This is a genomic window from Flavobacterium sp. T12S277, assembly GCF_048514875.1.
Classification (GTDB): Bacteria; Bacteroidota; Bacteroidia; order Flavobacteriales; family Flavobacteriaceae; genus Flavobacterium.
Genome location: NZ_JBLYEG010000002.1, coordinates 321830 through 347935, shown reverse-complemented (window position 1 = coordinate 347935; position 26106 = coordinate 321830). Strand labels below are relative to the sequence as shown.

6 protein-coding genes are annotated in these 26106 nt (G+C 38.1%); all 6 read left to right on the top strand.

Going from position 1 to position 26106, the window contains the following annotated elements; translation table 11 throughout:
* The first annotated feature begins 310 nt into the window (after positions 1-310).
* The 6 genes from ACN1CN_RS05665 (at position 311) to ACN1CN_RS05640 (ending at position 26093) form a co-directional block, all read left to right on the top strand.
* The gene (locus ACN1CN_RS05665) at positions 311-763 is read left to right on the top strand and encodes a hypothetical protein (protein ID WP_264525798.1); all 453 of its coding nucleotides are present in this window, start codon (positions 311-313) and stop codon (positions 761-763) included.
* Between the two features lie 187 nt (positions 764-950).
* Positions 951-2243, top strand: a complete 1293-nt coding sequence (locus tag ACN1CN_RS05660) for a hypothetical protein (RefSeq protein ID WP_419134951.1) — start codon at positions 951-953, stop codon at positions 2241-2243.
* Between the two features lie 101 nt (positions 2244-2344).
* Entirely contained in the window at positions 2345-2761 is a 417-nt protein-coding gene (locus ACN1CN_RS05655) for a hypothetical protein (protein ID WP_419134950.1), read from the top strand.
* Positions 2762-2769: 8 nt separating this feature from the next.
* Positions 2770-4239, top strand: coding sequence for a gliding motility protein SprC (gene sprC, locus ACN1CN_RS05650; protein WP_419134949.1), 1470 nt, complete (start codon positions 2770-2772; stop codon positions 4237-4239).
* Between the two features lies 1 nt (position 4240).
* The gene (locus tag ACN1CN_RS05645) at positions 4241-8488 is read left to right on the top strand and encodes a type IX secretion system membrane protein PorP/SprF (RefSeq protein WP_419134948.1); all 4248 of its coding nucleotides are present in this window, start codon (positions 4241-4243) and stop codon (positions 8486-8488) included.
* 139 nt (positions 8489-8627) lie between these two features.
* Positions 8628-26093 carry a T9SS type B sorting domain-containing protein gene (locus ACN1CN_RS05640; protein ID WP_419134947.1) on the top strand — a complete coding sequence of 5822 codons (17466 nt, stop codon included), beginning with the start codon at positions 8628-8630 and terminating at the stop codon, positions 26091-26093.
* The last annotated feature ends 13 nt before the right edge of the window (positions 26094-26106 follow it).

The following is a 26106-nucleotide window of genomic DNA, read 5'->3' as shown; positions in this document are numbered from 1 at the left end:
GTTAATAAACAGGTGAATATGTGGAGATATTAAGACTTTTTTGTTAATAGTTTTTCGCGAGAAACGATTAACGGTAGCTTTTTTTGATTATTAATATGGGTGTAAAATAGGTTTTAATAGCTAATATCCTACCTGTTGCAGTTGAGTCAATTTTAACAAAAACACCGTTAAAACGCACATTTCCTCGACATAACGCTGGTTTTTAAGCTTTTTTTAAGCTTTTTTTTTGAAAAAAGAAATCAATAAAGTTGCAGTTTAAGTTAAATTCTATATTTTTGTTTTCATCAAGAACCAATTATAATAAGAATCTATGAAAGGGAAAATTATTTTATTTAGTGCACTTTTTTTATTGACAACTGGTGCCGTTTCGGCGCAGGCAAAAAATGCTCCGAGAAGTATAATCAGTACAACAGCTCTTATTCGTAAGTACCATGATCAAAAAGAATTGAGTGGTATGCAAAAAGGGGAACTTTTGGAATTATACATTGAGCGTATCAAAGTTTTAGTAAAAACACTTCCTTACATTGCATTGGTTACAAAACCGGGAGTTACGATGGCAGACTTAGGTATTCCAGACGATAACGAACACAAAAAAGTATTAGACAATCAGGCTGTAGGTACAGCTACGTTTCTAGATACAACAGTAGAATTTCAAAGAAAAATGATGCCGTATTCTGATAAAGGAAACTTAATCGCTGCGATTTTATTCTACGAAAGCACATTGAAATCTTTACACGAGTTCAACGAATTGAACGAAATGTAATAAAAATATTTTTTTTTAAAACTTTTTTGAAAGTGTTTACGTAGATGGATTCAATTTATGTCTACATTTAAAAAAAAGAGATAAAAAACAGCTCTCCCGAAAGGTTCTGACGATCATCAGAAATTCGGGATGAGTTTTTTCATTTACGCATACCCAAATTTATTATTAACCCTAATACCCCCTTATCATGAAAAAAATTACTCAAATGATTTGCGTTCTTTTGACAGTTACCAGTATGAGTGCTCAGCAAGAGAAAGGAATTATGGGCTACAACAATTGGTTGAACAACTGGACCGAATTTAAGCCTAACAAAGTAGAGTATGGAGAAGCAAACCAAATTTTAGCAGGAAACATCTCTGTTAATACTAAATTGCTGAAAAGGAATATTTATGTACTGCAAGGCAACGTTTATGTTACTAAAAATGCTGTTTTAACAATTGAACCAGGAACTTTAATTATTGGTGATTTTGAAACAAAAGGAACACTGGTAGTTACCAAAGGTGCTCAGCTTGTTGCCGATGGTTTAGAAACTGACCCAATCGTATTTACTTCAAACCGCAGCCAGAAAAAAGCTGGAGACTGGGGTGGAATTGTAATCCTTGGTGATGCTCCGATTAATAAATTTGGTAATGTTAGTTCTTACAATTTAGATCTTGATCCTACTTTAACAACTTACGGTGGTGATAACGCTGCTTCAAATTCAGGAGTTTTAAGATTTGTGAGAATCGAATTTGCAGGTAAAAAAGTAAAAGGTGTAGATACTTTCAACGGTTTAACTGTTGCTGGTGTTGGATCTAAAACAATACTTGAAAACATTATGGTAAGCTACTCTGGTGGTGACTCATTTGCCTTTTTTGGAGGTGATGTAAACGCTACTAAGTTTGTTTCTTATAAATCAATCAACGACGACTACAAGTTTACACAGGGAGTTCAATGTCGTTTATACAATTCATTAGCCGTTAGATCTTCTTATTTATCAAGTAATAAAGACGGATCTCGTTGTATGGAGGTAAAATCATTCGAAAAGAAAAGTGAAACGGATTTTACTAAAAAACAAACTTTAGTTGTTGCAACTAATATTACAATGCTTAATGACAGTGAAAACATTAAAGCTGATATTCAGTCTGGTTTAGTAAAAGAAGCTGTTTATGTGGCTGAAAATGCTTCTCTTGAAATGAAGCGTAGTGTAATCTCCGGATTTAATCCTGCTGTTTTATTAGACAGTAAAACTGAAATTAATGATGCTAATCTTAAGAAAATCAGATTTGAAGAAATGTACTTTAATCTTTGTAACGGAAACATCTTTACAGAGTACAATTCAAACAATGAGGACTTAGAAAGCTGGTACGGAAATAGCGTATTTTTCAATGTGTATTCTCAAAGTAACAACAGAGAGACTTTCATTGACATCTTCAATGCTAAGAAACCGGATTTCAGATTACAATTAGGAAAAATTACAGCGTCTAGCAGCAACAGATAAAAGAGATTTAGATTTTTATTTCGCGTAAATTTTATTAATAAAGTCCCCAGACACAATTTATGTATTCGTCTTAATACCGGACAAATAAAGATCAAAACATAATGGCTCCATCTAGAAAAAAATATTTTATATATATTATATTTTTAGTGTTCCCTGTTTCCCTAAGCCTATATGCTCAAAATACAATAGAAGTACCTACAATTTCTATTGCAACTGAGAGTAAAATGGCGGGTTGTGAGGACCAAAATATAAAAAATGCTGATCAGGTAAGGATCGGCGTATTAGATAATTCTAATCAGTTATTAGCAGGGCTATCCATCCCCAAGGATAGCCTTTCTATGGCAACTGTTGTGAAAGATCAGAATTCAGAGTGTAACCAAGAAAATCGATTTTTGACTGGTTCTTTTTCAATTCTTGCAAAAGATATTATCGAGAACTATAAGTACGATTTTTCTGAAACATTTATTGATATCCTATTTTTTGAAGACATAGATTTAGCAAGAACACGCACTATATGATTCAAAGAATGCCCCCAAATTTTATCAAAATAGTGTTTTTATTTAGTATTGTCTTTTTTACTAGATTAAATTCATATGCACAAACACCAGTGATAGGACCACAGCAGCTTCCGTTCGAGAAAATCTGCGCTGGTCTTGTTGTCAATGGTGTTGTGTTTAATGAGTATTTTGCAACTTTCAGCTATGTAGATTTTCCGGCTGGAACAACTTTTGCCGTTGAGCTTTCAGATGAAACTGGAAGTTTTACGACTCCAACTGCTACTACAACAATTTCATTTACAGACGATGCTGTATTAAAACAACAAACCATTAAGTTTGCTGTTCCTACGAATCTAAAAGGATCAGATTTGTACAGCCTGCGTATTAAAAGTTTGAATACTACGCCGGTAGTCTATAGTCCGAGGGTAAAGAATGCTATCGGAAATACAACCTTTGCTGTTTATTACAGTACTTATGTGAGTTCGTTTTACATTAATGATAAACAACCAACAGCAATGATTTGTTCAGGAGGGAGTATCTCTCTTTCTGTATATAATCCAACACCTTCAGATCAGGCTTCTTCACCGGCTAATTATCCAAATTTAAAGTACAAATGGTACAAAGACGATGTCGTAATTCCTGGACAAAGTTCTAAAGAATTGGTGGTAAACGCTCCGGGTAAATATTTTGCAGAGATTGATTATGGTTTCTGTTCAGATGCAAACTTTAGTTCAAATCGTGTTACGGTGTCAACTTCTGGTTCAGGAGGGGGATCAGCAACAATTAGTTCGAGTTTAGGAAACCCATTCTGTGAGAGTGGAACAGGGACTGTTTTAACCGCTACATCCGGAAATAGCTATGTATGGAAGAAAGATGGTGCAGTAATTTCGGGTGCAACTACCCGTAGTATTAATGCAAATGTATCAGGAGTTTATACAGTAGATGTTGATTTTGGCGGTTGTAAAGCAACAGGATCAATTGATCTGAAAAATAGTGGTTTTACGGCTAGTATAGACGTTGCAGAAACTACTGCGATAAATGAGGGTGAAACGCTAAATGTTTCTGTTACAACAGATGCTACAAATCCTTCTTTTGTATGGTTACTAAATGGAAACGCAATTAACGGCGCAACATCAAATACTTATGGGGTTACGGTTCCGGGAAATTATACGGTTAAAATTTCTCAGGCTACGGGCTGTATTTCTTCTAAGGAGCTTAACTTTAAAGTGACAGGGCCATCGGCTCCCGCAACAGTGATTCCTAATGTAGTTAGTCTTCAGAATCCTTATTGGAATATTCCTGACGTTTATAAAACAGCCCAAACCAAAATAATAATACTGAGTGCTAACGGCGAAATTATGTTTGATGGTTTAGGCAGTAATTATGATCCGCAAGCCAACTCTTTTATAAAAGATTTTAAAAATGTTAATCCAGTATATTACTATGTCATTCAATCCGACACAGGTGAAAAAAAAGGATCAATAACTGTAATAAGATAATATGAAGAAAATTTTACTATTCATAAGTTTATTTTACGGTTTTTCAAATACACTCTATTCTCAGGCTACTTCTGAGGGTGGAGTTGTTTCGTTTTCGTTACCCATCAGAAATTCTTTAAAGTTCAACAGATACTTAATTAACCCTGCCTTCAGCTTTGTTCGTGAAACAAATGCTTATGCCAGTTTTTATAATAAAAGACAATGGGTGCAGTTTGAAAATGCTCCAAACACTTATTTAGCCAATTATTCCGGTCGTTTTAGAGAGAATGAAGCTTTTGCTTTTGGTCTTTTTCAGCAAAATTATGGTATAATGACTGTCTTTGGAGGAATTGGAAACTTTGCACATAACATTGTTTTAGAGCAGGACAGTAACTTAACCTTTGGTATGAACGTTGGTGTTTACCAAAGCAGTTTAAACACAGGAAAAATCATCTCAGATGATCCGAATATTTTAAATGGTGATTATCCATCTAACACTTTACTGGCGATTAATCCAGGGGTGAATTACGGAACCGCTTTTCTTGATTTTGGAGTATCTGTAAACAATTTGATTCTTTACAATTTTGGATCGGGTATCGTAAAAGAAGATCCGGAAAGAGCGATTGAATTGCATGCAATGTATACCGGTTATATTGACAGTTATGGTTTTTTTGACAGAAGTAAATTTTCAGGAATTTTAAAAACCGAAGTTAAAAAAGACAAAACAGTAATCTCTGGACTTGCTATGATTGCAATTCCAAAAGGAGTTTGGGCACAAGCCGGATACAATACTTTATACGGTATTTCTGCGGGTCTTGGATTTAATATTTCGCCTAGTATTGCATTGGAATACAATTATGAAAAAGGCATGGGGAATTTCACCAATATGGGAGGTTCTCATGAATTTTCGATAGCCTATAAATTTAAAAATAAAAATTATTACTATGGTGATGACGAAGAAGGGGCTTTATTAGAACCTGCAAAATCAAAACCTGTAATGGCTAAACCAACAACTGCTCCGGTAACCAGAGTAGATGGAGCCGCAAAAGCACAATTAGCTGCTGAAGCTAAAGCGAAAGCCGATGCGGAAGCACTAAAAGTGAGACTGGCTGCTGCAGAGAAAGTAAAAGCTGATGCCGAAGCTGCTGCAAAAGCAAGATTGCTGGCAGATACTAAAGCCAAAGCCGATGCAGAAGCATTGAAAATTAAACTAGCTGCCGATGCTAAAGCGAAAGCTGATGCTGCCGCTGCTGCAAAAGCAACTGCTGCTGCAAATAAACCAGCACCACAAAAAACACAAGCACAATTGGCTGCTGATAAAGCCAAAGCCGATGCAGAAGCATTGAGGATTAGATTAGCTGCCGATGCCAAAGCGAAAGCCGATGCTGCCGCCGCTGCAAGAGCAACTGCTGCTGCCAATAGACCGACACCGCAAAAAACACAGGCGCAATTAGCGGCTGATAAGGCCAAAGCCGATGCTGAGGCAATGAAGCTGAAATTAGCTGCCGATGCTAAAGCGAAAGCCGATGCAGAAGCTGCAAAAGCAAAAACAGCTGCTGCCAATAAACCGGCACCACAAAAAACACAAGCAGAATTAGCGGCTGATAAAGTCAAAGCCGATGCCGAAGCTGCTGCGAAAGCTAAATTAGCTGCAGATAAAGTAAAAGCGGATGCTGAAGCTCTAAAAATAAAACTGGCTGCTGATGCCAAAGCGAAAGCTGATGCTGCAGAAGCGAAACGTAAAGCCGATGCCAAAGCGAAAGCTGAAGCTGCAGATTTACAATCGATTTTAGCTGCAGATGCTAAAGCTAAGGCGGATTCAGATGCACTTCAGGCAAGATTGGCTGCTGAAGCCAAAGCTGCCGCTGCTGCTGCTGCCAAAACAAAAGTAAGTATAGACGCTGCTAATAAAGCGAAACTAGCTGCTGATGCCAAAGCGAAAGCTGCTGAAGAAGCTGCTTTAAAAGAGAAACAAGCGGTTGATGCCAAAGCTAAAGCCGATGAAGAAGCGAGACAAGCTAGAATTGCTGCTGATGCCAAAGCGAAAGCCGATGCAGAAGCCTTACAGGCAAAACTAGCTGCCGATGCTAAAGCAAAAGCTGACGCAGAAGCTCTACAAGCAAAACTAGCTGCTGATGCCAAAGCAAAAGCCGATGCAGAAGCCTTACAAGCAAAACTAGCTGCCGATGCCAAAGCAAAAGCCGACGCAGAAGCCTTACAAGCAAAATTAGCTGCCGATGCTAAAGCGAAAGCCGATGCAGAAGCTTTACAAGCAAAACTAGCTGCTGATGCCAAAGCGAAAGCCGATGCAGAAGCCTTACAGGCAAAACTAGCTGCCGATGCTAAGGCAAAAGCCGACGCTCAGGCCCTTCAAGCGAAGTTAGCTGCTGATGCCAAAGCGAAAGCCGATGCAGAAGCTTTACAAGCAAAATTAGCTGCCGATGCTAAGGCAAAAGCCGACGCTCAGGCGCTTCAAGCGAAGTTAGCTGCCGATGCTAAGGCAAAAGCGGATGCAGAAGCCCTTCAGGCGAAGTTAGCTGCTGATGCAAAAGCGAAAGCCGACATGGAAGCTTTACAGGCAAAATTAATTGCTGATGCGAGAGTAAAAGCCGATGCTGAAGCAACAGCTAAAGCCAAAGCCGATGCCGAAGCGAAGCAATTACAGGAAGCTGAGGAGGCACGTTTGGCCAAATTGGCTGCCGATGCCAAAGCGAAAGCTGATGCAGAAGCCTTACAGGCAAAACAAGCTGCTGATGCAAAAGCCAAAGCCGACGCAGAAGCTCTTCAGGCGAAATTAGCTGCTGATGCTAAAGCTAAAGCTGACGCAGAAGCCTTACAGGCAAAACAAGCCGCCGATGCTAAAGCGAAAGCCGATGCAGAAGCTCTTCAGGCGAAATTAGCTGCCGACGCTAAAGCAAAAGCAGATGCTCAGGCCCTTCAGGCAAAATTAGCTGCCGATGCCAAAGCAAAAGCTGATGCAGAAGCTTTACAGGCAAAACAAGCCGCCGATGCTAAAGCAAAAGCCGATGCAGAAGCTTTACAAGCAAAATTAGCTGCCGATGCTAAAGCGAAAGCCGATGCTCATGCCCTTCAGGCAAAACTAGCTGCTGATGCCAAAGCGAAAGCTGATGCAGAAGCTTTACAAGCAAAACTAGCTGCCGATGCTAAGGCAAAAGCGGATATGGAAGCTGCACAAGCGAAGCTACTGGCTGATCAAAAAGCCAAAGCGGATGCGGAAGCGACAGAGAGATTAAAAGCGGAAGAAGAAACAAGACAACTAAGAGCTGCAGAAGAGGCACGAGAAGCAAAATTACTTGCCGATGCCAAAGCGAAAGCCGATGCCGAAGCACTTCAGGCTAAACTTGCTGCAGATGCATTAGCAAAAGCAGCGTCAGCTCCAAAAGATGATACAGCAAAAGCGATCGATAATTTATCTCAGTCTATTGAAAGTGCGAGTAAAATACAAAAGGATTTATTGTCTCAGTTTAACTCAACAGTAGCGAGCAAACAAAGAGACTTAAATGACTTAAGAGAAGAGAATGATTTAAGTGAAAAAGGAATTTATAAAGAACCAAAACCATTCAAAAGTGTAGCGGCTGAAAACAGCCAGTTAGAAGCTTTAAAATCTCAACTTGCTGAAGTGAATAAAGCACAGAAAGATGAAATCGAGAAGTTGACTAATTTATACAATGATAGGCTTAAAAAAGTTCCGAACAAAAATGATGCTTTGAACAAAGCTTATCTTGAAAAGATAAATGAGTTAAAAGCAGCGCAATTAAAAATGGAACAGGATAGTGCTACATTACTTTCTAATTTGGAACGTATTAAAGCCGAGACTGAAATCGAGAAAAAACGTAGAATTAAGCGTGCGGCTTATGAGAATGATCAGGGTCGATATGCACAGGATGTTGCCGCTCTTAAACGTATTAAGGAAACAACTAAATTAAGTAGTACACCTTTAACAGCAAGCGATTTTGATTTTGGTGAAGACCAGTCAAACATGCAGATTATCAAAAACATTAAAAATGCTGATGGTGGATATTACATGATTATTGCCGTTCACAACAGTGTCGAAAAGCGTGATCAGTTCCTGGCGAAAGCAGTTGCAGCAGGACGCACAGATGTTAATTTCTTTTACAATGTAACTACTAGTAAGTACTACATCTATTACGAGAAATTTGACGGTTTGTCAGAAGCTACAAAAGCACTGGAAGCAAAAGGATCTAAGCCATACAACGGGAAAATGGCAATTGTGAAAGTGGAGAATTAATATAATTATTGAGAATATAGCCCCGTCCTTCTTGATTTTTTTCAAGAAGGACATCTATAATAAACGTTTCAGAATGCTTTGCTTTATTTTTTAACGCCCCTTAAAAAATAAAAAGAGAAGCAAAAACAAAATGAAGACTATGAAAAAACCTACTAACCTAAGATTGATTTTATTTGCTTTGATTTTCTTTCAAAGCTACTTTGTAATTTCTCAGAATCTTAAGCCATTTACGCCAAGATTTGACAAGAGGCTAAAAGGAGACATGTTGCTTATTGGTAATAATATTCTAAATAGAAATACCAATAACAGAGATCCGGAAGATGCTTATCATAATTCTGGATACAATTCTGATTTCAGTATGGAATATATTGATATCGATAATGATAACACTACTTTCAGTTCGAGTAGTGCAACTTTAACGGTACCAAAGCCGGCTTGTTATAAAATTGTTTATGCAGGTTTGTATTGGGGGGCTATTCTACAGCAAAATGACCGTACAGGCATTGAAAAAGTAAAGCTTAAATTACCAACTGGTGGTTATAATGATATTACAGGTCAAATCGTGTATGATGCTAATGCAGCACCAATTGGTAGTGACAATAATAAGGCATATGCCTGTTATGCAGATATTACTTCTTTAGTTACCGGACAGGCTAATGCTCAAGGTTTGTATACCGTTGCAAATGTTAAGTCTAGTGAAGGTTCTAATGGAGGAACAGGTTTATCAGCAGGTTGGTCTATTTTTATCGTTTATGAAGACCCAACTTTGCCGGCGAAATATATTACGTCATTTGACGGTTTTAGCGGAATTGGAGGGGCAACTACTTTAGATATTCCTGTTTCCGGGTTCAAGACTATTCCTAAAGGTCCGGTTCGTGTAAAATTTGCTTTCGCTGCTTTAGAGGGTGATCAGCCGATTGCAGGGGATTATCTGCAAATTAACGGAATTCCAATTAGTGCTACAAACGCCGCAAATACCTCTATTAGAGCCTCAAATAACTTCTTTAATAGTAGTGTAACATATGTTGATCCGGCTACAGATAAAACAGAGGATTTCCTAAACCGAAATCCTGCCAGTACCAATACGCTCGGGTATGATGCGGGTATTTTGAATATTAATAATCCAGGAACTCTTTTGAAACCCGGTGGTATTATTATTGACAATAATGAGACTTCAGCAAATATTAGGTTAGGAAGTACTCAGGACGTTTATTTTTATTATTTTAATGCATTTGCGGTAGATATTATCGAACCTCATATTGTACTGACGAAAATTGTTAAAAATTCGGCAGGAACGGATATTGGGGGCCAAAATGTAGTATTGGGGCAACAATTAAATTATGAAATTGGTATTAGAAATTCAGGTAATGATGATGCTAAATCTTTAACCATTAGAGATCAGTTGCCAATCAATATTATATTTAATTATCCTGCAGATTTAAACCCGCTGCCAACTGGCGTAACGGTGCAAAGTTATGATCCTGCAACCAGAAGCATTGTTTTTAAAGTAGACGAATCTATTGTTAAAGCCAATACTTTAACAGAGAAAGTGATAAGCTTTAAAGTTAAAGTTGTTCCGGATTGTAATTCATTAAGTGAAGCATGTTCTAATAGTATCGATAACTCAGCATATGCTACTTATAAAGGAACTTTAAATCCGGATTTTCAAATTTCAGATGATCCAAGTGTTAATACAAATACAGGATGTATATTAACTCCAAAAGCGACTAACTTTTTAGTAGGTGTTGACGGTTGTAAATACACAGCAAATGTTACTTTATGTAAAGACACTGTTGATTTAGTTGCTGCAAACGGATATACAAGTTATACCTGGTATAGTGACGAAGCGCGTACAAAACAAATAGGAACAGGACAAACACTTACGGTTAAGGATCCGGGTACTTATTATGTATACAATTTGGCTGCGGCACCTTGTAGATCAATTTATCAGGCTATTACTGTAACCAGATTTGGTGCTACAAATACAAATCCTGTACTACCTTATGCAAAAGCCCCTTATAAAGGAGAGGTTTTAATTTGCCCAAATAACGGAAAAGAATTACCTAATCTTTTCTTATGTGGTGCAAATGATTCCAGACTAATTGAGACTCACATCTCAGATGGTTCTACTCTTGTTTGGGAGAAATTGGATGAAACAAGCTGTACGGCTCCAAGTAGTGCAAATTGTGCTAATGAAGGAACTTCTTGTACTTGGGTACAAGTTGCAACGGGACCAAATTACCTGGCTAAAATTGCCGGGCAATACCGATTAACATTAAATTATGCCGGTGGTTGTTTTAACCGTTTTTACTTTAATGTTTTCACTAATTCATTAAGTCCTACAGAGAAACATACAGATATTATTTGTGGTAAGGCTGGTACCATTACAGTAGGAGGTGTTCCTGCCGGATATGAGTACAGTATTAATGGTACAACTTACCAGGCTAGCAATGTATTTAATGTTACTACTGCAGGTTTCTATACTGTTTATATCAGACTGGCTGGTGTAACAGGAAACACTTGTATTTTTACAGTTCCGAACATCCAAATCAGACAAAGAAACTTTAATGTAGTGCAGGATGTAACACAACCATTGTGTTATGGTGAGAAAGGTAAAATTAGAGTAGCAGTAAATGACGCTAATGCACAATATTATTATAAACTTTATAATAATGGAACTTTATTATCAAGTGTTGGACCCGTACCAGATTCTGAATATACTTTTGATAATTTAAATACAGACCAGAATTATGTTGTAGAGATTACTACAGATGATGGTTGTAAAGATACCAAGTACATCTACGTAGGTAAGGTTTGGAATGAGTATAAAGCGACAGTTGCTTTAGTAGAACCTCTAACGGCATGTAGTGATGGAAAAATTAGAATCACAACAGAAGGAGGTAATTCACCGTATAATTATTTTATAAATAGCGATACTGTTTTCCAAACCAGTAATGAGTTTGTGGTAACAGCACCGGGACTTTATACCATTAAAATTGTAGATAAAAACAACTGTACGATAACAAGAACCATTACCGTTCCTGACAATACAAAACCTGCTTACACTATTGATCATACCAATAGTAATTGTTATGATGCGAGTTCTCAGATAGAAGTAAAACTTACAGCTGGAGCAAACGGGTACACAATGGGGTATAGCATCAATGGTGGTCTTACTTTTCAGTCGAATCCTATTTTTTCTAATTTACAACCGGGAACTTATGATGTAGTTGTAAGATATGGTATAGGAACGCCAATCGTATATTGTACAGATCCTGTACAAAAGATAACGATTACTGGGCCAACTTCTGCTATTTCAGCTTCTGCCGGAGTTGCCGCTTTGGCCGGATGTACATTACCTGACGGTAGTGGTTCAAACCAGGGAGGTAAACTGCGTATCAATAACGTTCAGGGAGGAACACCTGCTTATCAATTTAGTTTTGATGGTGGTGTTACATGGCAGGCATCGAATGAAAAAGACGTTATGCCGGGTAGTTTTATTTTACAGGTTAAAGACGCTTTAGGCTGTATTTTCGAAATTCCTTATCAGGTTACTTTAGATCCTAAACCTGTTGATCCAACGATCACTGTTGCTGATCCTGTTTTTGGATGTAATGGTATGGCATCAACTACGGTTACGGTTACAAATCCGTCAAATAACTATACTTATGAGTATTATATTAACGGAACACCTAACACGCCAATTACAAATAATGTCTTTACAAATGTTCCTTCAGGAACTCACACTATAAAGGTTAAATACAAAGTTACTACGGTACCTACTTACAGTAACTTGTTAAGAGAAGATTTCGGTAGAGGACCGGATACAACTACTCCGGGTATTCACCCTAATTATTGTTGGGAAAAACAAGATGCTGTAGCAGATTGTAACGGTTCAGTTTTACTTAATGATGGAGAGTACGTAGTGACTCAGGCTTTATTACCAAGACATCTTAATGATTTCGGTTGGAATTTGCCTAAAGATAATACAGCGGTTATTAACAATACACCACTAATAAAAGACGGTAGATTTTTAGCCGTTAATGTTGGAGGTGTGGTACCACCAGGAGGTGTTTTATACAAAAAAACGATCAATGATGTTATTCCAAATCAGGACATACAGGTATCGCTATACATGCTTAATTTATTAAGTGCAAGTAACAATAAACCTTCTCCAAGATTAACCATACAACTTCAGAAAAATGGAGTTCCTATACCGGGAGCATCAAAGGATACACAGACTATTCCGAGAGATGAGAAATGGCATAATACAACTGATCTTGGAAGTGGTCAGATATTAACCTTAAATCCTGGAAATAATACTTCTCTGGACTTCGTTATCTTATCCTACAGTCAGGTCATTGATGGTAATGATTTAGCTGTTGATGATATTTGGGTACGTCAGATTCCGGAGGTTTGTGGCGCTGAGAAAGATTTCCCAATTGTTATTGGAACAGATAAAGCTTTTAAAGCTTCTATTGACGGACATAAAGACGTAACCTGTAATGGTGCTAGTAATGGAGAGATCACATTAGCAGCTCAAAACTTTAATACAACTTATGGTTTTGATTACTCTTTAGATAATGGTGCAACCTGGGTAAATTCTAAAACTTCACCGGTTACCGTTAAAAACTTGACGAGTCAAACGTATAATATTTTAATTCGTTACGATGATAAAGCGGCAAGCTGTAGTTTCCCATTCACTCAACCAATTGGTACTCCTGCTGCATTAACAATTACAGCAAGTGTTACAAAAACGGCTACTTGTACAGATGGTGCTACTATTACGGCTGTTGCCGGAGGTGGAACACCAGCATATCAGTATGAATTAAGAGCGGCAAATGGTATTACAGTAATAACTGCATTCCAGAATTCTGGTGTATTTACAAATGTTCCTACCGGTACATATACAGTTGTAACCCGTGATGCATATGCATGTTCTTCAAGCGCATCTGCACAGGTTAATGTTGTTGCACCAACACTGCCAACAGCAACCTTAGCGGCTACTACTGATTATTGTGTTACTGCGACCAAAGGAGCAACTCTTGTTGTTACGGCTACGGGTACAGGAGCGATAACTTATAGTTTAAATGGTGCACCTGGCCAAAGTAGTAATACATTTACAAACGTTGGAGCGGGAACACATACTATTACGGTTACCGATAGTAATAATTGTCCGGTTACCATAAACGGAATTGTAGTTGCTCCGCAATTAAAAGCGGCAGCTTCGATTACAAAAACATTAGATTGTACAACTCCAAATGCAACTATTAAAGTTGATATTACAGATGGAGTTGCAGCATATACTTATAAAGTTAAAAAAGATGCAGGTACTTATGGAGCCAGCGTAAATGTTGCAGGTAATACCTTTAATTACCCAGCAACAACAGCAGGACTTTATACTTTTGAAATTACAGATTCTAAAGGATGTAAAGCTTATATTGATGCTACAATTAGCCCAATTACAAACCCAACAGTTACTGCTAACCCAACACAAATTACTTGTAATGGTCTTACAAATGGTAGTGTACAGTTAGTTGGAGCAGGAGGTTCAGGCGGATATGAATACAACTTTAATAATTTAGGTTGGTCAACAACTTCATTATATTCTAATTTAAGTCCAAATATTAGTTACCCTTATCAGGTAAGAGACAGTAAAGGATGTACGTCTGCTGTTGGAAATATTACACTAACGCAGCCAACTGCTGTGTCTGGAACTATTGGAGCTACTATTATTAAATGTGGTACGCCAAGCACAGTACCGGCGGTAGTTACAGTTACAGGTTCCGGAGGAACAGGTACTTATACTTACAGCTTCAACGGAACTGCAAACTTTACAACAACAAATACGTACTCAACAACAGCTGCCGGAACAGTTACGGCATATGTGAGAGATGCGAATAATTGTCAATTTGGTCCATTATCAATTACAATTGGTGCTTTAGAACCAATTACTGATATCACTATTGTTGATAGTGGATATGATTGTTCAACAGTTCCGGCTGGTGGACGTGTAACTTTGACAGCGGTAAAAACAGGAAGTACAGCTAATATTATCTATCAGATCATTTCTGGTCCGGCTGGCTTTAATCCTGCAACAAATACAACTGGAAACTTTACATCACTGACTCCGGGAGATTATATCTTCCAGGCCACTGATACGAATACCAATTGTTCATTTACAAAAGGACATACGATCAAAGCAACTTCAGACATCATTACCGGTGGATCGATACTTGCAAATATTCAATGTTTTGGTGCTACAGGTACGATTGAATTTACAGTTAATGGTGCTAAGGCAAACGGATATGATTATGTGATTAAAAACGCTGCCAATACAATCATTCAGCAAGCTACTGCTGTAAGTGCGGCTACAACTACTGTTGCAGTTCCTACTGCTCAGCCTGTAGGTGCGTATACCATTACAGCTACAGACAGATTAACAAAATGTCAGTCTTCTTATACCGTAACTTTAACACAGTCAGCGGCAGCTGTTGATGTTACTGCTGTGGCAACTACAGTAAATTGCAACAAATTTACTGCTGAAGTAACAGCAACCGGTACAGGTGGTACACCAAATTATACCTATGCAATAGAAAGACAAGGTGGCCCGGTACCGACTGTTTATGGTTCAAATAATGTTTTAACGGCTAATACCGTTAACGGAACAGTAATAAACTGGATAGTTTATATTAAAGATGCAAATGGTTGTTTGGATAATTTCCCTATAAAAATTGATATTGATGCTAAACCTGTAATTACAGGAGTGGTTGTTGACAATCAATGTCAGACAGGATCAGTTTCAAGTTTTACAATTACAGCTACAGCTACCGGATTGGTACCTTTAACGTATAGTATTGATGGAACTAATTTCCAAACAAGCAATACTTTTACCGTAAGCGCAGGATCTTATACGGTGACGGTAAAAGACAAAAATGGATGTACAACAGCTGCTGCAGTTCCTGTAGTAGTTTATCCTAAAGTTGGTGCCTTAGCAGAGGTTACTAAAGAATTGGATTGTAGTGCAACTCCAAACGCAACAATTAAAGTAGATATTAGCGGAGGAAAAACTCCATATACCTATACTGTAACGAAGGGTACAGGAACTCCTGGCGGAGTTGTGAATGTTACCGGAACATCGTTTACAATAAGTGTTACTCCGGCTAACGCTGATACTTATACATTTGCCATTAAAGATGCAAATGGATGTGATGTTACAACCTTTACTACAGTAGCTCCTATTACTGCTCCTACAGTAACTGCTGTAAAAGTGGATGCTTCATGTAACGGTTCTAATACTGGAACGGTACAATTGACGGGAGCTGGTGGTTCAGGCGGATATACATATAGTGATGATAATGTGACTTATGTTGCAGCTTCATTATTTGAAAATCTGGCTGCGGGTAACTATACATTCTACGTAAAAGACAGTAAAGGATGTATTGGAAATGTTAATGTTGCAATAGGCGAGCCTACAAAATTAACTGCCAGCGCTACTGCTACTAATTTTACTTGTAGTGTTACAAATACGAAACAATCAGCTACTGTTACTATTACAGGAACAAACGGTACAGCTCCTTATACGTATAGTTTTAACGGAAGTGGCTATACTACTACGAATACATTAACAGTAAACGATAACGGAGGAGATCAAATCATTAGCTATTCTGTTAAAGATGCTAAAGGATGTACTACTGCGGTTCAACAAATTACAATTAAAAAATTGGATCCTCCTGTTATTGTTTCAATATCAGGTAGTGCAATTTTATGTTCACCATCTACAAGTACTACAAGTACTGTAACAGTGACTACTACAAATGGAGTAGGAGCTTTAGCTTATGTTATTACAGCACCGGCTTCTGCTACTTCAAATGTAACGGGTGCTACAACTGGAGTATTTACAGGATTAACTGCAGATACCTATACTTTTAAAGTAACAGATGCAAACGGATGTTTTGCTATTCAGTCTTATACTGTACTTCCATTAACTCCAATTGCAGTTGCTGAATCTAAATTAAGCGATGTTTTATGTAAAGGAGGAAATACAGGTTCTGCAAGATTCTCTATTTCAGGATTTAGCGCTACAGGAAATTATGCAGTAGCAGTAACTTCTACTCCTGCGGGATTACCTTATACAACTGTAACAGTTGGAGATGTAATTACCTTAAACGGATTAGTTGCGGGTACTTATAAGCTTGAAGTAACAGATAATACGACAAATTGTAAGGCAGACAAATCAGTAACTATTACTGAGCCATTAAATCCATTAGGTGGAACACTTGCAATTGTAAATGCTAATTGCCATGTTCCAAAAGCAACAGTAACAGTTACTGCTACCGGAGGAACAACAGCATATTCTTATGCATTTGTACAGAACAATGTAACACCTGTATCAACAGATTATAAATCAAGTAATTCAGCAAACCTTGACCCGGCTATTCCGGATTGGGACGTTTGGGTAAAAGATGCAAATGGTTGTGTGATTAAATTAGACGCAGCAATTACTACAGATGCAGTTCCGGATGTTACGGCTTCGGTTACAAACCAATGTACGTCTACAGGAACTTCATTTATTATCAAAGCTGTGGGAACAGGAGGTATTGCTCCTTTAACGTACTCTATTAGCAGTGGTGTTGCACCATCTCCGGCGGATACTTTTACAGTGACGTCACCGGGTACTTATGTGATTACCGTAAAAGATGCTAACAACTGTACAGATACAGTAACAATAACAGTAAACTCTGTTTTAACAGCCAGTGCAGTTTTAGTGAAAGACATTACTTGTGCTGCTCCTGTTAATGCAACAATTACAGTTAATGCTGGCGGAGGTTTAGCGCCTTACACTTATTTAGTTTCTACGGATGGAGTGACTTTTGGAACATCTCCTGATTTGACAGGAAATACATTTACAACAAATACTGCCGGAGATTATTATTTCCAGGTAACAGATGCTAGCGGATGTACAAAAATAACCAACAAAGTTGTAGTAACATCACCACAAACAGTAACAGGAACTGCTGCAAAAGTTGATCCTACCTGTAACGGTTATACAGATGGTTCTGTAACATTGACAGCTACAGCCGGAGTTTCTCCATTTACGTACAGTATTGATGGAGGTACTACTTTTGTAACTACAAAGGTTTTTGGAGGATTAGCTTCAGGAACGTATACTTATGTAGTAAAAGATGCTAAAGGATGTACTTCGGTACCTGCAACAATTACTTTGGTTAATCCAGCTCCAATTGTTGTTAACATCGTACGTAATGCTATTTTATGTAATGCAAATACGCCTGGTAGTTTTGATATTAATGTAACATCAGGAGGAACAGCTCCTTATGTATACAGATTGTACGATAATGCATTTACACAAATCGCAACTTATACGGAAACCTCTACAGTAAATCCAACACCTGTTTATAATTTTGCAGGATTAACTTTTGGAGATTATTACATTACTGTTGTGGATGCAAATGGATGTGAATACAGAAGTGGTAAATTAAGAATTGAAACACCTCCTTATTTAACGATGAGTGCTGTGGCAGATTCAAATAATTGTGCTACAGGTGTAAATGTTACCGTAACTACTTCAGGTGGTACGCCAGATTACAAATACTCTATTTTTGGACAGCCTTTAACAGAGAGCCCTGCACAAACGAGTCCAACTTATACTTTTATAGGTTTAAAACATGGAACTACTTACTTTTTACAAGTAAAAGATTTTAATAATTGTATTTCTATTTTAGAATTTAAAACGCCTAATCCACCATCAGGTATAAAAGTTACAGGAACAACTGTAACAGATGTTACTTGTAATGGAACTTCAACAGGAATATTGACGTTCACTGTACGTGATTTTGATCCATCAATTACTACAGTAAATTATGAAGTATTAAATGCTTTAACTTTATTACCGGTTTCACCAGCAATTGGTGGTCCATTAACTGGTCCGTTAGGAGGTCCTGTTTCTGGTACTATTTCAACATTGAAAGCCGGAAATTATGTTCTGAGAGTTACTGAGGCAGGAGGAACACTTTGTTCTAATACATTTAGTTTTACAGTATCACAACCGGTTCAACCGCTTAAAACAACAATTACAAAAGTTGTAAATGCTACTTGTAATGTTGGTGCACAAGTTACGTTGACTACGACCGGAGGTACAGGACCTTATGAGTACGCAGCCGGAGCTCCTGGATTTACACCAACAACTTTCGGAACTAGTAATGTTTTGGTTTTAGATTATACTACAAGACAAAACTGGGATATTGTTGTAAGAGATGCTAAAGGATGTACAGACAGAGTTAATACAACAATTAGCCTGGATCCTAGTCCGGTTATTGCATTAGCAGTTGTCAATAAATGTGTGGCTGAAGGAGCTTATGTGGTTAGAGTTTCTCTTACTACAGCAGGAATTTCGCCTTATACTATTAGTGTAAACAATGGAGTATATGCAGCTGTTGCGCTTACGACGGCTGTACCATATGACGTAACAGGTCTTAATTCAGGATTAAATACAATTAGTATTAAAGATGCAAACGGATGTATTGATACTAAAACAATTACGATTGATAAACCACTGGGTGTAACACCGGTGATAACAACATTGCCAACTTGTGCAAACAATGACGGAGTTATAACATTAACACCAATTGGTGGTGCAGGGCCGTTTACTTATAGTATTGCGCCTCCTGTTGGAACTGTTGTTGGGAATGTTATTTCAGGAGTTCCTGCCGGAACTTACACTATAACAATTACAGATACAAATACGCTATGTACTGCAACAGCTCCGGTTGAGCTTTCTGCACCAACACCGGTAGATTTTGATGCTGTAGTAACGAATGCTACTTGTAATGGCTCACGTAACGGAACTATTACCGTAAACTTAGCTGCCGGAAGCGATAACCCGGTTTATACTTATTCTATTTTGCCTGTTCCGGTAGGAATGGTACAAACAGATAATGTATTCTCAAATCTTCCTGCGGACACTTATACAATTACAGTGTTTTCAGGCAGAGGATGTTCAGCATCTAAACCATTTACAGTAAGTCAGCCACTTATATTAGCTGCCACTGCAGCTGTTACTGACTATGCTTGTAATGCAAGTAATGTTGCACAGCCAGCTGTTGTAACTGTAAATGTTACAGCAGGTACAGGAACAGCACCTTACAAATACAATTTTGATGGTTCTGCTAACTATTTTGATGCTAATACCCTAACTGTAATAGATAATGGTGCAGTACAAACGATTCACTATTATGTAAAAGATGCTAACGGATGTTTGTTTGATAATACAGTAACAGTTAATCCATACCAAAAAATTACAGACTTAAACTTTGCGGGTGCTGCAATTACTTGTAACGCTCCTGCAACAAGTATTACAGTTACTGTAGCGGGCGGATATGCGATTTCGAAATATGAAATCGTTTCGCCAACTGCAAGTGCAGTAGACAACGGTACTGTAAATGTTTTCAATGGTTTATTACCAGGTACTTATGTTTTCAAAGTAACAGATGCTAATGGATGTTCATTCCAGAAATCATTAACAATAAAACCGGTAACCAATATTACAGTTTCTGGTCAATTAATTAAAGATGTAAGTTGTAACGAAGTAGCAGCAACACCTAATGGTTCTGTTGAGTTTACTGTAGGCAACTTTGCAGCAACTTATACCTATTCTATTAACGGAGTTGCGGTTGCAGGAACACATACGAATCCTAAAGTTACACTTACCAATTTAGCGGTAGGTAACTATAAAATAGATGTTGTTGACGTAGCTACAGGTTGCGTTGCAACAGCAAATGTGGATGTTAACCAACCAGCAACACCATTACTATTAACATTGGTTTCTAATGTTAATGCGAATTGTACTTTTGGTGCAAAAGTGAGCGTTGTAGGTTCAGGAGGAACTCCTGGTTATACTTACGCTTATGCCGAGAGCCCAACAGCACCGGCACTGGCAGCTTACAAAGCTAGTCCAAGTGCAGTTTTAGATCCGTCTAAAGTTTGGATTGCCTATGTAAAAGATGCAAGCGGATGTATTGCTCAGTTACCATTAACTATTGCGACAGACCCTCTTCCAACAATTGACCCAATTACGGGTGTTTGTTACGATGGTTCTCCTGTAAGCGTTACTTTGGTAGGTCATGGAGTTGGTCCATTAACATACAGTATTGGTAATGGATTTAAAACAAGCCCTGACTTTGTGCTTAACGCGCCGGGTACTTATACTTTCTACGTAAGAGATGCTAACAATTGTGACGCAGCTACTCCGTACGTTTACCAATTAGATCAGAAATTATTGTTAGACGCTGTACTTCAGGATTTAACTTGTGCGGCTCCTAATATGGCAACTGTTACATTAACAGCTACTCAGGGATCTACTGTGTATACGAACTATGATGTTTCATTTAATGGAGCCGCGTTTACACCAACGACATCTCCATACACAACTAATATCCCAGGAACTTATACTTTTAGAGTTACAGATAGTAAAAACTGTCAATCAGTTTCAAAACCTGTAGTAGTAAATCCTATCGTAATGCCTACTATTTCGACTACTAAATTTAATGTAAGTTGTAACTTAGGAAACGACGGAAGCATTACAATTACTGCCGGTAGCGGACTTGCTCCTTACGAATATAGTATTGATGGTACTACCTACCAGACGTCTAATATTTTTGGAACATTAACTCAGGGTACTTATACAGTATACGTGAGAGATGCTAAAAAATGTGTGATTAGTGAGGTTGTTACCATTACAGAGCCTGGTATTTTGGCTGCTACTGTTGCGGTTACTCCATTTGGATGTAGTGTAACTAATGCGCCACAGGATGCTGTAGTAACTTTAACGGCTACTAGCGGTACACCAGCATATAAATATAGTTTTGATAATGGAGTTACTTTTGGAGATGCTTCAACATTAAAAGTAAGTTCTATAACGGCACCTAAAACAGTGTTCTACGTTGTAATTGATGCTAACGGATGTAGAGTTTCAGGAAATGCTGTTGTAAATCCTTATACTCCGCCAACTGATATGGATATTACAGCAACACCAATTTATTGTAAAACTGTTGGAGGAGTTTCTACTGCTACCGTAAATACAGTAACAGGTGGTGTAGGTCCATACAAATACGAAATAGTTTCACCGGCGGCGGCTGCTACTAATAATACAACCGGTATTTTCCCTGGATTGTTACCGGATACCTATCAAATTAAAGTTACAGATGCTAATGGTTGTAGTACGACTAAAGCAATCGTGATTAAAGAATCTGATAAGATTAAAGTGACTACTCAGTTGTTAACGGATGTGTTATGTAATGGAGGAAACACGGGTACAGCATCATTTGTTGTAAGCGGTTATATTACTCCTGCTGATTATAGCTATTCATTAGCACCACTTGCTGGTACAGCTACTAAAACCGGAGATGTTATAACTTATACAGGTTTAGCTGCAGGTATTTATACATTGACAGTAGTTGACAATACATCAGGATGTCAGGATCAGGTTGTTAACTTTGAGATTAAGCAGCCATCGGCTTTAGATTTTACATCTACAGCAACAAATACAAATTGTAACGATAAAACGGCTGAAATAACGATTACAGCAACCGGAGGTACTCCTGCTTATCGTTATGCTGTTGTTGTTTCAGGTGCAGCGGCTCCTACGGTTTTTGGAAACAATAATGTTATAACTGTTGATACAAACAACGGTGCAAATAGAAATTGGGATATTTATGTACAAGATCTTAACGGATGTCCATTAATGAAATCTCAAAACATTGTTGAAGATGCATTGCCAACAACGCCATCAGTGGCGCCATACAGCCAATGTCCGGATCCATTAAACGGAACGTATACATTTACAGTTACCGGAGTTACCGGAATAGCACCAATCGAGTATAGTATTGGTACTGGTTTCCAAAGTAGCCCAACATTCACTGTGAATGCTTCAGGTACTTATAATGTAACTGTAAGAGACGGTAACGGTTGTGAAGTAACAACAAACGCATTGATAAACATTGCACCGGCTCTGGTTTTAGATGTTGTAGTAACAACTTTACCAAGCTGTACGACAAACAATGGAGTTATTACAGCGACAGCTAGCGGAGGTGCAACCCCTGCAAACTATAGCTATAGTTTAAATGGTAATTTTGGTCAGACATCAGGAATATTTAATACAAATATTGGTCCTGGAGATCATGAAATTACGGTTACGGATTTGACTACAGGTTGTACCAGAACCGTTAAATTTAAGATCTTGCCTGCTACTCCAATTGCTGGATTTAGCCTGACACATACAGATGTTACTTGTAACACATTTACTAATGGAACGATCACGGCAACTATTGATGAAACAGGTGCTAATGATAACCCAATTTACTATTACAGTATTACGGCCGGACCAGTTCTTAGACCTAATCAAACTTCAAATGTGTTCACAGGATTGCCAAAAGGACAATATACTGTAACGGTTACATCCGGAAGAGGTTGTAAAGATTTAGAAGATGTTGAGATAATTGAACCGGCTCCAATTGTAGTAGCTGACCCTGTATTTACACAGTTTGGTTGTACAACAGGAACAAATACAACTGTTAACGCTACTATTACAGTAAATACTGTAACTGGAGGATCAGGGACGTATGTTCTATATCAATTCCTGAAAAATGGAGTTGAAGTTCAAAATAGTGCTTCAAACATCTATACGATATTTGATGTTACAGGAGGAATTTATACTGTAAATGTTTTCGACAATAAAGGATGTGTTGGATCATCGACATCAGTAATCGATGTTAAACCTTTTATTAAGTTAGACGATATTACGGTAACAGTTAATAAAGATATTACTTGTGTAAATAATCAGGATATTACTGTAACTGTTGCAACAACGGGAGGTACACCGGCACAATTGACATACAACATTGCCGGAATTGGAGGAAGCACTTTTACAGCTAACAACACTACGGGTATCTTTACAGGATTGCCAATCGGTAATTATTTAATTACTGTTGTAAACCCTGCAACAGGATGTAAAATTGAGGAAGCGCATTATGTAGCCAATCCAAATACATTCGAAATAAAAGCGACTCCGGTAGTAGCTGAAATTTGTTTTGGAACTGCTGATGGAAGTGTGAACTTAACTTTTGTTGACAATCAAAAACTTCCAAGCGATGATGCAGGTATATTTGATTACACGATTACAGGTCCGGTAAACATACCGTTGACCCGTTCAGCAAATGCAGGTCCGGTTACAGTAACAGGTCTTCGTGCAGGTCAGTATACAGTAAACGCTACCTTAGTAGGCAGCCCTTATTGTACAGTATCAACTATATTCTCAATAGGACAGCCATCTGCTGCTTTAACAGTGACAACGACTAAATCTGAAATCACTTGTGTGGCGGGTAATAATGATGGAGAAATTTCAGCTACTGCAACTGGCGGTTGGGATACTAACTATCAATATGAATTGGTATTAAACGGAGCAGTTATTGCGCAAAATACAAACGGTAACTTTACCGGATTATCTGCGGGTAACTACACAGTGAATGTTAAAGATGGTAAAGGATGTCCGGCATCAGCAACACAATCATTGAAAAACCCGGATCCAATTGTGGTTACTGCAACAGCAACTGCTTCAGTATTACCATGTTTTGGAGACAGATCAGGAATAATTACAGTAAACCCTCCAACAGGTGGTCAGGGAAGTAACTATATGTACACATTGAACATGTTGTCAGAAAACCCGGTTATTTCATCAGGTCCACAAAGTAACCCTGTGTTCACAGGCTTACCTGCAGGAACTTACAGTATAACAGTTACTGACGGATTTACATGTTCTGCAACATCTGCAAATGTTGTAATTACAGAACCAACAGAAGTAGTTCCAAGTTTAGTGTTAGCAACAACACAAACTTGTAATACACAATCAACACTTACGTTAAGTGCAACAGGAGGTTCAGGACCATATACGTATAGTACCGATCAGACTTTTGCAGCAACAATTGGTTCATTTGCAACTTCTGTTACCTTCGCGGTACCAGTAGGTAAATACCAATACTATGTAAAAGATGCTAAAGGTTGTGTGGCGAAAATTTCTAACGAAGTTAAAATCGATCCATTAGAGCCATTAGTAATTGACTTAGATGTTACCAATGCAGTAGTAAAATGTATGGGAGAAGCTACAGGAGTTATTGTAGCAACTGGAAAAGGTGGTTTAGGAAACTATATCTATACCTTAGAAAATACTGCAGGTGGTGTTGTTAGACCAGCACAGCCTACTGGCAGATTCGAAGATCTTCCAATAGGAACGTATGTTGTAAAAGTAGCTAGTGGTGATTGTCCTGCGACATCAGGTTCTATCGAAATTAAACAACCGACTACAGCTATTCAGGCTACATTTACACCAACCAATGTTTCTTGTTTCGGAGAAAATAATGGTCAGATTGTCGTGGCAGCTAATGGTGGTACAGGAATTATTAAATATGCAATATCACCAGATTTAGATCAGTTTGATGTTAAAAACACTTTTGATAAACTTGCACCAGGTAAATACACGGTTATAGCTCAGGATGAAAACGGTTGTTATGTTATTGACGAGATCGAAATTACACAGCCTAAACCTTTAATCGTAACTGAACTTCCAAACTCTATGATTCCGGAAGTTTGTAAAGGGGATAAAGATGGAGCATTCAGTATCGAAATTAAAGGAGGTACTGCACCATATAGCGTAAGTCTTGACAATAAAAACGGAACGTATACACAAGGTACGGCAACGCAAACTATATTTGATTTTACTAATCTTTCAGGAGGAGTTCATACTGTTTATGTTAAGGATGCTCAGGGATGTGTGAATGAATTTGTAGAAAAGATGCCTTTACCGGTTGTTCTTGATCCAATTGCTGAAACCAATTACGATTGTGTGAACAACAAACAAACGAATATGGTAACCGTAACTGTTGACGCTAGTAATACCGATCTTACACAGATTGATTACTCACTTGACAGTGATGTAGGTCCTTGGCAGGCAGCAAATATCTTTACCAATATTGCTCCTGGAACGCACTACATCGTAGCAAGACACACGAATGGATGTAAAAATCAAACTGCAAGTTTTGAAATCAAAGCTTACGACCAGTTAACGCTTGTAAAAACTGAAGGAAAATCAGAATTGAACATCATCTCGGTAACTGCTGCCGGTGGAGCACCTGCTTACGAGTACAGTTTCAACGGAGAGCCGTTTACTTCTTCTAACAAATATAAAATCTACAAATCAGGAGTTTATATAGTGATAGTAAGAGATAAAAACGGATGTACGGCAACAATACCAGTAGATGCAACTTATGTTGATGTTTGTCTTGACAATTACTTCACTCCAAACGGAGACGGTGTTTATGATACTTGGGGTCCTGGTTGTACAAACATTTACAACAACCTTGAATTCTCAATCTTCGACAGATACGGTCGTGTAATTGCCAAGTACCACTACGGTCAGAAATGGGATGGTAGATACAATGGTGCCGAACTACCTTCAGGAGATTACTGGTATGTTCTTAAATTGAATGACGAGAAAGATGCACGTGAGTTTGTAGGACATTTCACTTTATACAGATAACAAAATAAGAGCC

Bases quoted from the DNA above. Each gene is read 5' to 3' on its own strand.
- ACN1CN_RS05665 (WP_264525798.1), top strand. From the start codon at position 311: ATGAAAGGGAAAATTATTTTATTTAGTGCACTTTTTTTATTGACAACT.
- ACN1CN_RS05660 (WP_419134951.1), top strand. From the start codon at position 951: ATGAAAAAAATTACTCAAATGATTTGCGTTCTTTTGACAGTTACCAGT.
- ACN1CN_RS05655 (WP_419134950.1), top strand. From the start codon at position 2,345: ATGGCTCCATCTAGAAAAAAATATTTTATATATATTATATTTTTAGTG.
- sprC (WP_419134949.1), top strand. From the start codon at position 2,770: ATGCCCCCAAATTTTATCAAAATAGTGTTTTTATTTAGTATTGTCTTT.
- ACN1CN_RS05645 (WP_419134948.1), top strand. From the start codon at position 4,241: ATGAAGAAAATTTTACTATTCATAAGTTTATTTTACGGTTTTTCAAAT.
- ACN1CN_RS05640 (WP_419134947.1), top strand. From the start codon at position 8,628: ATGAAAAAACCTACTAACCTAAGATTGATTTTATTTGCTTTGATTTTC.